This is a genomic window from Sphingomonas sp. S2M10 (assembly GCF_012650175.1).
Lineage (GTDB): Bacteria > Pseudomonadota > Alphaproteobacteria > Sphingomonadales > Sphingomonadaceae > Sphingomonas.
This window is the reverse complement of the sequence record NZ_JAAILI010000055.1, coordinates 109,721-123,159: the sequence shown is the minus strand read 5'-3', so window position 1 is coordinate 123,159 and position 13,439 is coordinate 109,721. Positions and strand designations below refer to the sequence as shown.

At 67.8% G+C, this 13,439-nt stretch carries 19 protein-coding genes; 14 read left to right on the top strand and 5 right to left on the bottom strand.

The annotated features are described in order from the left end of the window. Positions 1 to 85 precede the first annotated feature (85 nt). A complete protein-coding gene (locus S2M10_RS13320; protein ID WP_168846481.1) occupies positions 86 to 304 on the bottom strand; it encodes a hypothetical protein in 219 nt (72 codons plus the stop codon). A gap of 41 nt (positions 305 to 345) precedes the next feature. Beyond that, positions 346 to 1,332 (bottom strand): SDR family oxidoreductase, encoded by a 987-nt coding sequence (locus S2M10_RS13315; protein ID WP_168846480.1) that lies wholly within the window; start codon positions 1,330 to 1,332, stop codon positions 346 to 348. Between the two features lie 151 nt (positions 1,333 to 1,483). Here S2M10_RS13315 and S2M10_RS13310 point away from each other — a divergent pair, with 151 nt between their 5' ends. Together S2M10_RS13310 and S2M10_RS13305 are read left to right on the top strand one after the other, a co-directional pair. Beyond that, positions 1,484 to 2,314, top strand: coding sequence for an amidohydrolase family protein (locus S2M10_RS13310; protein ID WP_168846479.1), 831 nt, complete (start codon positions 1,484 to 1,486; stop codon positions 2,312 to 2,314). A gap of 60 nt (positions 2,315 to 2,374) precedes the next feature. Next, positions 2,375 to 3,382: a zinc-binding alcohol dehydrogenase family protein gene (locus S2M10_RS13305; protein ID WP_168846478.1), complete on the top strand. Its 1,008-nt coding sequence runs from the start codon at positions 2,375 to 2,377 to the stop codon at positions 3,380 to 3,382. Between the two features lie 16 nt (positions 3,383 to 3,398). Here S2M10_RS13305 and S2M10_RS13300 read toward each other — a convergent pair whose 3' ends face one another. Further along, positions 3,399 to 3,743, bottom strand: a complete 345-nt coding sequence (locus S2M10_RS13300; RefSeq protein ID WP_168846477.1) for an L-rhamnose mutarotase — start codon at positions 3,741 to 3,743, stop codon at positions 3,399 to 3,401. A 132-nt stretch (positions 3,744 to 3,875) separates the two neighbouring features. Here S2M10_RS13300 and S2M10_RS13295 point away from each other — a divergent pair, with 132 nt between their 5' ends. Beyond that, entirely contained in the window at positions 3,876 to 4,919 is a 1,044-nt protein-coding gene (locus tag S2M10_RS13295) for a LacI family DNA-binding transcriptional regulator (RefSeq protein WP_168846476.1), read from the top strand. A 7-nt stretch (positions 4,920 to 4,926) separates the two neighbouring features. Here S2M10_RS13295 and S2M10_RS13290 read toward each other — a convergent pair whose 3' ends face one another. Together S2M10_RS13290 and S2M10_RS13285 are read right to left on the bottom strand one after the other, a co-directional pair. After that, entirely contained in the window at positions 4,927 to 6,240 is a 1,314-nt protein-coding gene (locus S2M10_RS13290; protein ID WP_168846475.1) for an ATP-binding protein, read from the bottom strand. After that, complete coding sequence (locus S2M10_RS13285) at positions 6,237 to 6,908, bottom strand: response regulator transcription factor (RefSeq protein ID WP_168846474.1); 672 nt, start codon at positions 6,906 to 6,908, stop codon at positions 6,237 to 6,239. The genes S2M10_RS13290 and S2M10_RS13285 overlap by 4 nt, the downstream gene beginning before the upstream one ends. 111 nt (positions 6,909 to 7,019) lie before the next feature. On the opposite strand from S2M10_RS13285, the gene S2M10_RS13280 reads away from it, so the two are divergent. From S2M10_RS13280 to S2M10_RS13250, 11 genes are all read left to right on the top strand, one after another. Next, complete coding sequence (locus S2M10_RS13280; protein WP_168846473.1) at positions 7,020 to 7,607, top strand: hypothetical protein; 588 nt, start codon at positions 7,020 to 7,022, stop codon at positions 7,605 to 7,607. A gap of 265 nt (positions 7,608 to 7,872) precedes the next feature. Beyond that, entirely contained in the window at positions 7,873 to 8,379 is a 507-nt protein-coding gene (locus tag S2M10_RS13275; RefSeq protein ID WP_168846472.1) for a sigma-70 family RNA polymerase sigma factor, read from the top strand. Next, positions 8,369 to 8,983 carry a hypothetical protein gene (locus tag S2M10_RS13270; protein ID WP_168846471.1) on the top strand — a complete coding sequence of 205 codons (615 nt, stop codon included), beginning with the start codon at positions 8,369 to 8,371 and terminating at the stop codon, positions 8,981 to 8,983. Before S2M10_RS13275 ends, S2M10_RS13270 begins: the two co-directional genes overlap by 11 nt. A 217-nt stretch (positions 8,984 to 9,200) precedes the next feature. After that, positions 9,201 to 9,329, top strand: a complete 129-nt coding sequence (locus S2M10_RS22985) for a hypothetical protein (RefSeq protein WP_282098051.1) — start codon at positions 9,201 to 9,203, stop codon at positions 9,327 to 9,329. A gap of 132 nt (positions 9,330 to 9,461) precedes the next feature. Then, complete coding sequence (locus S2M10_RS13265; protein ID WP_168846470.1) at positions 9,462 to 10,430, top strand: hypothetical protein; 969 nt, start codon at positions 9,462 to 9,464, stop codon at positions 10,428 to 10,430. Then, positions 10,418 to 11,344 (top strand): transposase, encoded by a 927-nt coding sequence (locus tag S2M10_RS13260; RefSeq protein WP_168846469.1) that lies wholly within the window; start codon positions 10,418 to 10,420, stop codon positions 11,342 to 11,344. The genes S2M10_RS13265 and S2M10_RS13260 overlap by 13 nt, the downstream gene beginning before the upstream one ends. 12 nt (positions 11,345 to 11,356) lie before the next feature. Next, entirely contained in the window at positions 11,357 to 11,848 is a 492-nt protein-coding gene (locus S2M10_RS13255) for a helix-turn-helix domain-containing protein (RefSeq protein WP_168846468.1), read from the top strand. A 95-nt stretch (positions 11,849 to 11,943) separates the two neighbouring features. Continuing rightward, on the top strand, positions 11,944 to 12,075 hold the full coding sequence (locus S2M10_RS22980) for a hypothetical protein (protein ID WP_282098050.1): 132 nt from the start codon (positions 11,944 to 11,946) through the stop codon (positions 12,073 to 12,075). A gap of 23 nt (positions 12,076 to 12,098) precedes the next feature. Then, entirely contained in the window at positions 12,099 to 12,233 is a 135-nt protein-coding gene (locus S2M10_RS22975; RefSeq protein WP_282098049.1) for a hypothetical protein, read from the top strand. A gap of 56 nt (positions 12,234 to 12,289) precedes the next feature. Next, the gene (locus S2M10_RS22970) at positions 12,290 to 12,424 is read left to right on the top strand and encodes a hypothetical protein (RefSeq protein ID WP_282098048.1); all 135 of its coding nucleotides are present in this window, start codon (positions 12,290 to 12,292) and stop codon (positions 12,422 to 12,424) included. A gap of 14 nt (positions 12,425 to 12,438) precedes the next feature. After that, the gene (locus tag S2M10_RS13250) at positions 12,439 to 13,422 is read left to right on the top strand and encodes a HEAT repeat domain-containing protein (protein WP_168846467.1); all 984 of its coding nucleotides are present in this window, start codon (positions 12,439 to 12,441) and stop codon (positions 13,420 to 13,422) included. Positions 13,423 to 13,439: the final 17 nt, after the last annotated feature.

The window sequence follows — 13,439 nt, the reverse complement described above, 5'->3', positions numbered from 1 at the left end:
CCGGTATCGCCGGGCGCAATCCCCTGCCAGCACCGCCGCGGGCAGCGTCGCCTTGAAGCGCTCGAAGACCGGGGCGTCGAAACGCCTACGACGGGTGCGCCTCGGCCTCGGCATCGCCTTCCGCATCGGCGGGAAGCCGCTCTGCCTCCACATACGGGTCCTCTTCGCCGGTCATCGGGATGCCATCGGGGTCTTCCCCCGCCAGCGCGTCCACCCGCCCGTCGCGTGGCGGGGCGCGCTGCGCGTCGACTTCATGGGCATGGCGTTCGGCCTCGGTGCGGTCGCGCATCGGATTGGTTGTCATGACGATCTTTCTCTGCTCAGCGTCGAGCCGACGCACGCCGCCTAGATTGGTTCCATCCGCGACGCGCGGCGCCGGAGCACCGCCGCGCCTCCCACCGCGAGCAAGGTCGCGCCCGCCAGCAGCAAGGGCAGCCGTCGCGTCACCGGCTTGCGAAAGCCGCCATCGACGCGAGGGGTATCCTCTGGCGGATGGAACAGGTTGCCGGAAGTGACCGCTGCCGGCCGCGCCTGCGCGAAATAGCCTTCGAACCAGCGATCGATCAGCTTCAGGCTTACTACCGGCGCCAGGGCATGGCCGATCCGTGCCGCCCAGACCTGCGCGCCGACGATGGTGGTGGCGCGCGGATGATCGGCGAGGCGGAGCACCGCCGCCGCCACCCGCCTTGGATCCACCAGCGGCAGCGGCGGATGGATCGCCTTGCCGGTGTAATTGGCGGGATGATCGAGTGCAGGGGTATCGACGAGCGCCGGATACACGTCGCAGATATGGATGTGCGGGTGCGCGGCCATTTCCGCCCGTAGCGATTCGGACAATCCCTTGAGCCCGAACTTGCTTGCGGAATAGGCCGCGGCCAGTGGCGCGGCGGCGAAGCCGACCATCGAGATCATGTTGACGAACACGCCGTGTCCCTGGCGCAGGAAGATCGGCAGGGCTGCGTGCGCCTCGTACAGATGGCCGAGCAGGTTCGATCGCAAGACGCGTTCGTGCGCCTCGATCGTAACCTCCTCAAATCGCCCGACCGCGCCCACGCCGACATTGGCGAACCACAGGTCGATCGTGCCGCCAAATGCCAGCGCATGCTCCGCAAGGGCCAGAACGGCGGCATTGTCGCCAATGTCGGTGGGAAGGACGTGGATCGGCGCGCCTCTCTCGCGCAGTCCGCCGGCAAGCAAGTTCAGCGCATCGGAGTCGCGCGCGGCGAGCACCAGCCGCCAGCCGCGATCGGCAAACAATTCGGCTGTGGCGCGACCGATGCCGCTGGTCGCACCGGTGATGACAGCGGTTCGTGGGCTGTGCGTCGTCACCATCCAGACATCTCCCCTTCAAGCGACCCGCTGCCGCCCGTCGCTCGACCAACCGGATAGCGGTGCAAGGGTTGCAGGGGATGCAAAACAAACCCCCGGCCGCGTTCGCCCCACCGCGCTTTCCGAGGGGCGCTCGGTTCGGCTATGCGGTGGCATGCGGATCGATGCTCACCACCATCTCTGGCGCTATACCCCCGAGGCATTCGGCTGGATCGCGCCCGGAAGCGCCATCGCCCGGGACTTCGATGGCGACGACCTCGCCAGGGAATTGCAGGCCGCCGGTATCGACCAGGCCATCGCGGTACAGGCTCGGCAGAGCGATGCGGAAACGGCTTTCCTGCTCGACTGCGCCGCGCGCCAGCCCCGCATTGTCGGGGTGGTAGGCTGGATCGATCTGCGCGCGCCCGACATCGCCCACCGGGTCGCTGCGCGCGCCGCAGGGCCGATCCTTGGCTATCGCCACATCGTGCAGGACGAGGCCGATCCCCGCTTCCTGCTGGGCGACGCCTTCCTCGCCGGCGTGCGCGCGGTGCTAGCGGCAGGGCTGAGCTACGACGTGCTGGTGAACGCGGCGCAACTCGGCACCCTGCCTGCCTTCTTGGACCAATGCGGGCCGGGGCGACTGATCCTCGACCATGCCGCCAAGCCCGACATCGCGCGCGGCGCCTGGCAGCCCTGGGCGGACGAGATCGCGGCGGCGGCGCGGCACGACGCGCTGTTCTGCAAGGTCTCCGGCCTCGTCACCGAAGCGGCGCGCGATTGGCAACCGAGCGACTTCGAGCGCTATCTCGACCATGTCTTCGCCTGTTTCGGGGCGGAGCGCATCCTGTGGGGATCGGACTGGCCGGTGTGCGAACTCGCCGGATCCTATCGCGACACGCGCGACATTGTGCAGCGATTTGTCGACCGGCATTGCCCGACCCTGGAAGGCGCGGTCTTCGGGGGCAATGCCGCGCGAGCCTATGCACTTGAGCTTCGCGTCTAGGAAAACCGACTTGCATATATGCGAGTGGTGATGGCAGGGCGGTTCCAGGAGACCCGGACCATGCGCACGATCCTCTGCAACGCCCCCTTCGAGCTGACCGAAATCGAGCGGGCGACGCCCGCCCCGGGTCCAGGCGAGGTGCTGGTCCGTATCCGCCGCGTGGGCCTATGCGGCACCGACTATCATATCTTCGCCGGCCGCCACCCGTTCCTGCAATATCCGCGCGTGATGGGGCACGAATTGGGCGGCGAAGTGGTGGCGCTGGGCGAAGGCGTCGCGCTGCCCCTGGGTCGGACGGTAGCGATCAATCCCTATCTGGCCTGTGGTCACTGCGTCGCCTGCCGCAAGGGCAAGCCCAATGCCTGCGTCAACATTCGGGTGCTCGGTGTGCACAGCGACGGCGGTATGGCGGAACTGCTGGTGGTGCCGGCGAGCGCCGTGCTCGATGCCGAGGGGCTGAGTGTCGACCAGGCCGCGATGATCGAGTTCCTGGCGATCGGCGCGCATGCCGTGTCGCGCGCGCCCAGAGAGGGGGAGGGACGGATGCTGGTGGTGGGCGCCGGCCCGATCGGCATCGCCAGCGCGCTGTTCGCCCGGCTGGATGGCTTCGCGGTCACGCTGGTCGATCAGCGTGACCGGCGGCTCGCCTTCGCGCAGGAGGCACTCGGGCTGGACGGACTGGTCGCCGACGACGCGCTCGCCGAGCGTCTGGCGGTGCGCACCGAGGGTGACGGCTTCGACGTGGTGATCGACGCGACCGGATCGTTGGCGGCGATGCGCAGAAGCCTCGATTTCGTCGCCCATGGCGGCGCGCTGCTGCTGGTCGGCGTGGCGCCCGGCGACCTCAGCTTCGCCGATCCGGAATTTCACAAGCGCGAGGCGGTGCTGATCGCCAGCCGCAACGCGCTCGCCGGCGATTTCGAGCGGGTGATCGCCGCGATTCGCTCGGGCGTAATCCCCACCGAGCGGTTGCATACCCACAGCGTCGATGCCGCGGACCTGCCGCAGCGCCTGCCTGCGCTGATCGATGCGGCGGACCATGTGCTGAAGGCGATCGTCGCCTTCTGACAGGCTCGCCGCCGGTTCAGGGCTGGTCGGCGAGCGCGAAGATTCGATCGGTCGGCACCCATTTCACGCCGGGTTCGGCAAAGGCGAGCCGGCGCTGGAACCCGTCCATCAGTGTCTCCCACGCCTGAACATCCGGGTCCGCCGCGTCGCGCACCCGCTTGGCCTCGGGGTCGAAGCCGGGACCGGTTTCCATCACCATCACCAGCCGATCGCCGGCGTGCCAAATCTCCATGGACTCGATTCCAGCCTCGCGGATCGAGCGGGTCACTGCGGCCGGTGGCCCGCCCGGCCGATGCCAATGCGCATAGGCGGCGATCGCTTCGGGATCGTCGTTCAGGTCGAGCAGCAGGACGTGGCGCATCGAAAACCTCTCTCGTTCCCGTGCTGCATAGCCCTCGCGGCCAGCCGCGCAAGCCGAGGGACGCATCCCGGCTTTCCCGATGCGGCTGCTTCGCGTACGTCTTGGCGGATGCGGGGAAGAAAGAGCGAGGGCGTGGCGAAGGCGAATCGTCCGGCGCAGGGGGCCACGGTTATCGACGTGGCGGCGAAGGCGGGCGTTTCCGCGATGACCGTCTCGCGCGTGATCAATGGTCGCAGCGGGGTGAGCTCGGCGACCCGCGAACTGGTCGAGCGTGCCATCGCCGAGCTGCATTACGTACCCAATGTCGCCGCGCGCAGCCTGGTGACCTCGGCGGAGCTGCGCATCGGCATCGTCTATTCCAATCCCAGCGCGGCATTCATGAGCGAGTTGCTGACCGGCGTGTTCGAGGAAGCCTCGACCCGCGGCGCGCGGCTGGTGCTGCTGAAGGGCGAGGGCGGTCGGGCGCCGACGGAGCAGGCGCTGCTGCGCTTTGCCGGCGCGGGCCTTTCCGGCGTCCTGCTGGCGCCCCCGCTGGCCGAAGCACCGGTGGTGCTGCGGACGCTGCGGAACCTGGGCGTGCCGATCGCGGCCATCGGGGCCTATCACGTGCCGGGCGCCACCTGCGTGCGGATCGATGATCGTCGTGCCGCCTTCGAGATGACGCGCCATCTGCTCGATCTCGGCCACCGCCGCCTGGGCTTTGTGCTGGGCAATCCCGACCAGGCGGCGAGCGCCGAGCGCAGGGCCGGCGTGGAAGACGCGATCCGCGACGTGCCGGATGCGGGCGTGCAGCTGGTGCAGGGCGACTTCAGCTATGCCTCCGGCCTGGCGGCGGGCGAGCAGCTGCTGGACGGGTCCACCCCCCCCACGGCGGTGTTCGCCAGCAACGACGACATGGCCGCCGCCATCGTCTCGGTCGCGCATCGCCGCCAGCTGGACGTGCCGCGGCAGCTCACCGTCGTCGGGTTCGACGATACCACCGCCGCCGTGACCCTGTGGCCGCCGCTCACTACCGTCCACCAGCCCGTCCGCCGCCTCGCCGCCGAGGCGCTGGCGCTGCTGGCGGACGAGGCGCGCGGGGCAGTGCCGAAAGCGCGCGCGCGTCGGGATCGGGTGCTGGCGCATGAGATCGTCAAGCGCAGCTCCACCGCCGCGCCGCCGCCGATGGGTGACTGACCCACGGTCAGCCCGTCGCACCCGCGGGGCAACGCAGGGCGACGCACAGGCCGCCCAATGCGCTGTCCGACAGCGCCATTTGGCCGCCGTAGAGCGCGACCAGATCGCGCACGATGGCGAGCCCGAAGCCGTCGCCTGCTGGACCTTCGTCCAGCCGCACGCCTGGCTGCAGCACCTGATCGCGGCGCTCGTGCGGGATGCCGGGACCGTCATCCTCCACCGTCAGCACAATCGTGCCGGGCGCGGCCTCTTCCGCCGCAAGCAGGATGCGGTGGCGCGCGTGGCGGCCCGCATTGTCCAGCAGGTTGCCTAGAATCTCGGCGAGATCATGCGGGTCGATCGCGATGCGGCTGGCCGGCGGCACATCGCATTCAAGCGCGACCCCGGGGCGTAGCGTGCCGATCACGCCCGCGACATCGGCGGCGATGGGCGCGATCGCGGTACTGGCCCGCCGGTTCACCGCCGCGGCGCGCGCGCGCGCCAGCGTGTGGCGGATCACCCCCTCGATGCGTCGCACCTGGGCTGCCTGCGGGCTGTCCGGCGCCAGGGTGAGCGCCAGGGTGGCGACGGGCGTCTTCAGCGCGTGCGCCAAGTTCGCGGCCGATTGCCGCGCGGCGGCCAGCGTCGCGGCATTGGCGGCGGCGAGCGCGTTCAGCTCGTCGGCGAGGGGCTGGAGCTCCCTCGGCTGCTCTCGCTCGACTGCGCTGCGTTCGCCGCGCCGGATCGCGCCGATCTGTGCGACGAGCGCCGCCAGCGGCCGCAGCGCGAGCCGAAGCTGCACCCAGGCAGCAAGCGCGAAGATCAGTGCGAGCAACAGGATCACCGTCGCCAGCGGCACCAGCGCGTCGCGGATTGGGCGGCCGATCACCCGCCCCGGGGCGGCGGCGGTGAGCGTCACGGGGCCCGAATCGCTGTCCAGGATCAGTCGGCGGGCGTGAACGCGGCCATGCGCATCCTCGCCCTCGAGCGGCGCCGGCGGTAGCGGTTCAGGCGCTGCGGCGCTCGGCCCGAGGGCGGGCGGCCGAAGCGCGGGGAAATCGCTGCTGCCCATCGAGCGGCGCGGGCCCTCGATCCGCCAGCGCCAGCCCGGGCCCGCAGCCAGGCTGCCCTGTCGTGCAGCAAGCCGCGCGCGATCGATGCTGCCGTCTTGGCGGACGGCGCTCGCCAGCACCGCCAGCTGCGCGTCCAGACGCTGGTCGATCCCGCCGGTCACCACGCGGCCGAGCACGCCGGCCATGGTCCAGCCCGCCAGCCCCAGCGCGATCAGCGTGGCCAGCGCCGACAGCAGAATCATCCGCGTGCGCAGCGAATGCCGGCTCATGGTGTCGGCGCGCCGCAGGTCAGTCGGTAGCCGCGGCCGCGCACTGTCTCGATCCGCTCGGCGCCGATCTTTCGCCGCAGCCGGCCGATGATGACCTCGAGACTGTTCGAATCGACGTCGGCATCGCCTTGATATACCCGCTCCAGCAACTCCAGCCGCTCGATCACCACCTCGCGCCGCAGGATCAATTGCGACAGCACGCGCCATTCGAACGCGGTGAGTTTCAAGGGCAGGCCGTCCAGCTCGAACTGCCCGGTCTGGCTGTCGAAAACGAGCGGCCCGCACGCGATGCGGGTCTGGGCATGGCCGGCGGCACGTCGCACCAGCGCGCGCAGCCGCATCATCAGTTCCTCGACGCGGAACGGCTTGGTCAGGTAATCGTCGGCACCGGCCTTGAACGCGGTGACCTTGTCGGCCCAGGCCTCGCGCGCGGTGAGCACCAGCACGGGCAGCCCGCGCGCCCCCGCGCGCCAGGCGGCAAGGATCTCGGCGCCCGTCCGGTCCGGCAGGCCGAGATCGAGCACCGCGGCGTCATAGGCTTCGGTTTCGCCGAGATGCTGTGCGTCGACGCCGTTCGCGGCCAGGTCGACGGCGCAATGCTCCGCGCGCAGCGCCCGGGCGATTGCGGGGCCGAGATCGGGGTCGTCTTCTACCAGCAGGATCCGCATCGCCCTCGCCTAGCCCCCCGGCTTAAACCCAAGCTGAACCGCAGGGTTCAGCGCGGGTCGGGTCCGATTCGGTAGAACAGGACCATCGAACACCCAAGAGGAGTTGATGGAATGACCGACTGGAAGAACCGGCTTTCGCCTCGAACGCGGCTGACACTGGCGGCGGCCGCGCTGCTGGCCTTGGGCGCGGCGGGTGGCGCGGGTGCCGTGCAGCTTACCCGCCCGACGGCGGAAATGGCGCCGATGGTGCCGACCACTACAGCCAAGCTCGCCGAGGCCGGCGGGATCGTGACGGTGAAGGGTCGCGTGGCGGAAATCTATGGCGACCGGTTCGTGCTGCAGGATGGCTCCGGGCGGACACTGGTGGATGTGGGGCCGGAAGGCGCAGGCGTGCAGTCCGGCAGCGTGCTGACCGTGCAGGGGCGCTATTTCGACGGTCAGCTCCACGCGCATTATCTGGTGAACGGCGCCGGGCAGGTGGCGCTTGTGGGTGGGCCGCCGCCGCACCGGCCGGGCGGCCCCGGCGCCCCGCCGCCGCCACCGCCGGGCGGCCCCGGTGCACCACCGCCACCGCCAGCGCCGGGCGGCCCCGGCGCGCCGCCGCCACCGCCACTGCCCGCATCGGCAGTGCCGGGTGCGCCGTTGCCGCCGGCGGCCCTCCCGCCTGCACCGGCGCCCAGCGCATCGCCCACAGGCTGATCGCGCGCACGAAGCATGGGTCGGCCCGCGCGTCTTCAGACGTCGCGGGTCGATCGGAAGCAAGTCCGGGGTAATCGGCGCGTGCAGCATCGGGCGGCGAGATGCCGCTCGCCGGCCCGCGCTTTGTGTGAAACCTGTGTCGGACACTCCACGAGATCTTCGCATGTCAAATGGCGGGAATGATTGACGTCGCCGACGAGACAGGGTTCTATGGCGATGGGCAGTTGGATATCTGCGACGATGCGTATCGTAAGTCGGTGACCCTTTGACGGAAGACGCGATCAGCTTCGAGCAGGTCATTCGAACGTATTCGGGACTGCTCTCGCGCATCGCGTTGGCGTACGAAGGCGATCCTAGCCAGCGCGAAGACCTGAAGCAGGAGATGATCTTGGCCATTTGGCGCGCCCTGCCGTCCTTCCGCGGGCAGTCTTCCGTCAAGACCTATGTCGCCAGCATCGCCCAGAAGCGCGCGGTAACGCATGTCTCGCGGCAACGACGCATTCCGGCGACCGAGGAACTGGGCGAGGAAGTCCCTTCGGGCGGCCCACAACCCGACGAGGCCGCGATCGCGTCCGATCGCCGGTCGCGCCTATTGGCGGCCGTGCGGATGCTCAGCGCCGCGCAGCGCGAAACGGCGATGCTCATGCTGGAAGGCTTTTCCTTCGCCGAAATCGCCGAAACCCTGGGGATTAGCCCCAACGCCGCCATGCTGCGGTGCCAGCGCGCCAAGGTCTCGCTGATCGAGCAGATGGGGCACGCCCATGCACGCTGATGTCGACGATCTGGCCCGGCTGTGGCAGCAGGACGACCAGGAATCGACGCTAAGTGTCGTGGCGCTCTCCCAGCGTGCGGTGCGCCGGGCGCGCCTGATCGAGCGCGTGGAAATGGCGGTAGCCGGCCTCCTCATCGCGTTGATCGCGTTCGCGGTCTGGCGCAAATTCTCGCTGGAGACGCTACTGGTCGCCATAGCGATCATAGCGTTCATCCTTTGGTCCACCTACACCCATTATCGGCTGCGGCGGGTGGAATGGGGTGCGGAGCAGCGGGAGCGCCAGCAATTCGTGGAGGGACAGATCGTGCGGTACAATGCGCGCATCCGCCGCACGATCTTCGACCTTATCCTGTTCGGTCCGCTAAGCGTCTTCGCCATGATGTTCTCGTCCTTACGCCAGAGCGTTGAGGGGCGTCCCCTCACGCATTTGCTCGATCATCTCTGGAACTGGCCCACGTTGCTGGGCCTTGCAGCGATGGGCGCCACCGTCGCCTATCTGGTGGTACGGCTGCGCCGGCAGCGCCAGGTCGTTCGCAGGCTGACCGGCTCGCTTGTCGAATACCGGCGGGAAGCTGCAATGGATCGCGCCGCGCTCGGGCAATAAGCCCTGAATCAAACGATCGATAAATATTTTCGACAAGGGCGACAGGTTTTCCGCCGGGCGGAGACTATACTCCTGACAACTGAAATGGTTGTCCCGTCGGTTCGGTCGGGATTGTTCGCTGCCACGCACCCAAGGCGCGTGGCGGGCGGCGGACCGGTGCGCATCGCACGGCTACAGGGAAGATCGCCGATATCCACGGCGGAATTGGGGGATTGCCATGAACAAGATTGATCAGAGCAAGCTTTCGCTGCCGACGCGGGTCGGCTTCTGCGGGAATGTCGTTCGTGAGGAAGTCGGCGGCGTCGCGTGTCTCGCCGTCGTCCTGGGGATCTTCGTAGGCGGCTGATCCCGCACCTCGTGCGCGCATCCCGCCAGGCGGGTGACGCGCACGAGGACTTCGCCCCATCGTCGTACGACTGCCGCCACGGCCGGAAGGCTGCGGTGCGGGAGGACGTGCGCCATTCGTACCGGAGGACCCATGATTCCTCGTCCACAGCTTCAGGCGTATCTTGCCGGATCACATCGTCGCCCCGCCCCGCCCGCGCTGCACTGGCGCGAACAGCCGGTGCTGGCCCGCCTGCATGACGCATTGGAGGCGCTGCCAGAGCGGAGCTCTGCGGCCATCGGCGCACTGGTAGAACGTCTCTTCGCCGACACGGCGTGGCTGGAGCACTGGGTTGCCCGATTGGCGCAGGCCGCTGCCGCCGACCCCTTTTTCGATCCGCCGCTGGTGGTGAACGGCAACAAGCATCAGCGCGGGCTGGTCGTCTTCAGCCACGATTGCCTTGCGCTCACCCTCAACGTGCTCGCCATTGATGCGCTGGCCGCGAAGAAGGCGCATCGGCGCGGCCCGGGCGTAATCGTCTTCACCGGCGGACGATCGGTGCAGAAATTCCTGAAGGGGGGCGGGGCGCTGCTCCAGCTCTGGTCCGCGCCGCCGTCGGATGCTGCGTTCAGCTTGGCGGAGGCGCATCGCTGTGCGCCCGCTGGCTATCACGCGATCGAGGACGGCGAGATCCTGACGATCGACGGACGGACGCAAAGCTATGTGATCGACCATGCGGTGTCCGACATCATGGTGTTGCAGGCAGACCTTCGCGTCGACCGCGCGCCGCTGCTCGTCGAATATGACGCGCAGACCTTGCTGGCAGTGGGCGCGAGCAGCACCAATGACGGCGCGTCGCGCAGCCAGATGCTGCTGTCCTTCCTCTCCATGCGCGGCCGAGCCGGCGACGCCGACATTCTCGAGCGCTATACCCATGACGACGCCTTCTACCTGCGCTGGCATGCGGCCAGGGAGTTGCTGGGCATGGATGTCGATCGCGCGATGGACCGGCTGCGCGCGATGGAGCTCGTGGACCCCCATCCGGACATTCGCGGTGCTGCACGCAGCGCGCTTTCCATGCTGGTCGGCCAAGCGGCGGGGGCAGCGCCATGCCACGCGTAGTCGAAGCCGCGAATCCCGAAGCGATCGGGCTCGGTGATCTGGTCGAGATCCTGGAAACGGAACGATTCGATGCGCGCGATGAGGCCTGCTTCGCGTCGTTCGGACCGGCGCTTGCCAATCTGGCGGCCAATCAGGATTTCCTGGCGGACATCATCGTGAGCGAGCTGAAGCACCGTTGCCGCGGCCAGAGCGTGCATAACGCCTATGGACCGCAGGTGGTGATGCTGCACGGCGGCGGCAATTTCCTTCTCCGCGCCAATTTCTGGCCCGCGGAGAGCGATCCCATTCTGCAGGAGAATGGTCCGGAGGCCTTCTTCTACCACAAGCCGCACGACCATAACTTCTCGTTCCTGACCGTCGGTTACATGGGGCCGGGCTATTGGAGCGACTATTACGAGTACGACTATGACACCTGTGTCGGCGCGGTCGGCGATGCGGTTGACCTGCGCTTTGTCGAACGGTCGCGGCTGTCGCCGGGGAAGGTGCTGCTGTACCGCGCGCACCGCGACATTCACGCGCAACTGCCCGCCGACGCGCTGTCCGTGTCGCTCAACATCATGGAGCGAGCACCGCATATCGGCTATCGCGACCAATATGGCTTCGACGTTTCGAACGGTGTCATCTCCGGCAATCTGACCGAGACCGCAATCGAGCCGCTGCTGGCGATCTGCAGCCAGATCGGCGGGGAGGAGGCCCGCGATCTGGTCGAGGCCTATGCCGGCTATCACCCCAGCGAACGGATCCAGTTCGCCGCGCTGACCGCGCTCGCCTCCACCTGCCCTTCGATCGACGCGCGGATCGAGCTGTTCGCCCGCGCCGCCCGCCGCACCGCGCCGTTCGTGGCGCGCATGGCCGCCCGGCAGTGCGCCGCCATCGAAGCCAGCAGACACTGGATCACCCGGACCGCGCATTAGGAGGGCGTCCCCATGCATGTCGACTTGTCCCTACCCACCAATGTTTCGATCAGCGTGCCGATCCCGCAGGGCGGCCTTGACGCGGCCGCGCGGGCGGACGTCTGCAGGCGGGTTGCCGGCGACATTGTGCGCTCTCGAACGCTTCGCCACCGGCTGCTCACCGGCATCCGCCTCGCCGAGCCGAACTGGGACATCCTGCTCGATCTCTACCTGTCGGAACGCAAGGGCGTTCGCGTGTCGATCTGCGACGTTGCGTTCATCGCCGGTGTATCGCGCAGCACGGGCGCGCGCTGCGTCGCCAATCTGATTGCGTCCGGTGCCCTCGAAGGCGTCGCGGACGAGCAGGACGGACGCCGCACCTGGATATCGCTCAGCAGGAACATGAAAGCGGCTCTTGAAGTGTATTTTCTTCAAATCTCTGGCGTGGACGCCGTTTCGGCAGACAGCTCGGCGAAAATGAAAGCAATCATGTTCTCTCAATTTGAGAATAACTGCCCCTACTGATAGTTGACCGCCAATAGATACTCGTAGAATACTGCCAGTGTCGAAAGCAAATCGACAAAATGTAAGCAGTTATCTCTTACCTAATGGAGAACGACATGACCATCAATCACGTCAGTGCCCTTCCTTCGCTCGAACTCGAAGCCGGGATGCTCGTCGAGCAGCGTGGCGAGGCAGTGCTGTGCAGCCTGACCGCCGGCATCGCTTCGGTCATCGGCGCGATCTTCTGACATCCAGGAAAAGGGGAAAGACCATGGTACGCACGCACAACCTGCCGACGCTCGAACTCGAAGTCGGCGCACCGAACTCGTCGAAGCACACCCCGGTCGTCGCCGGGCAGATCATCGCGGGCATCGCGATCGGCATCGTCATCGCCGTCACCAACTGAACCAGGTGCGGGTGCGGCCGGTGCCGCACCCGTCACCGACAGGGGAGTATCACGCCATGAACCTTTCGGTTGAAAGCTTGCCGGCGCTCGATCTCGACGTCGCCGGCCCCAGCGGCCCCCGCATCCGGCCGACCCTCGTGGATCCGGGCACCAGCCTGTTCCTCGTCATCCTCATCCCCCTCCCCATCTAGGTCAGGCGGCGATCATGAAGAATCTTCAGGATATCATGTCGGTGGTGCAGCACCCCGACTTCCGCCAGGCGCTGCTCGACGACAATGAGCGCAGCGTTCTCTACTATAATCGTGAGCTCGGCTTCGGCGATCTCAAGCGATCGCTGCAGGACAAGCGCGACAGGACACCCGAGGAGGTGTTCGCGCTGTGCAGCGACTTTTTCACCGAAGACCGCATCCGCAAGATCGTCGCCGAGGAACAGGCCTGCGCCGCGCGCAATCCCTTCTACGGATCGTCGTTCCAGCCGATCAGCGGCGAGTTCTTCGGCGGGATGGTGCTGGTGTCGACCGACCAGTTCAGCGCGATGCTGCTGGGACTGGACGGCTTCGAGATCGACATGGCGAAGCGGCGAACGCCCGGCGATCGACGGACGCTGACCTTCGGCGGGCAGCACACCTTCCTCAAGGTCTATCGCGCCCGCGACTTCACGCTGCAGACCTGGAAGATGGATTCGTTCGTCGACGAGGACGATCTGGCGATGAGCGGCAAGACCTATCGCGAGGGCACGTCCCTCGATTGCAGGCCAGGCGACACCTTCCATTTCGGCGCCGACGAAGCGTTCGAATATACCTCGAAGGTCGGCGCCCATGCGCTGGTGCTGCAGATCCAGATGTATCGCCACGGACTGCCGATGGCGCTGGAATTCGATGTCGACACCCGCCGTCTCGTGGGCGCTGCGTCGTCCGCGCAGGAGCCCACCCGATTGCAGATGCTCGCGACGGCGATGCGGCTGTTCGGCCGGCAGGACGCGTGGGAGCAGCTGGAGCGTCTCGTCGCGCACTCCTCGCACTATGTCCGCTGGCACGCGATGCGCGAATATCTTGGCCTCAACCTGGACCGCGCTTGGCCGCTCCTGGAGCGGATGTGCGACGAGGATCCGCATCCTGCGGTGCGCCGCGCGGCGCGGAAGACCATCGATCATCTGAGCGACGTCGCTCCCGCCCTGGCGGCGGAGTGAGCGCGCGGCCACCACGA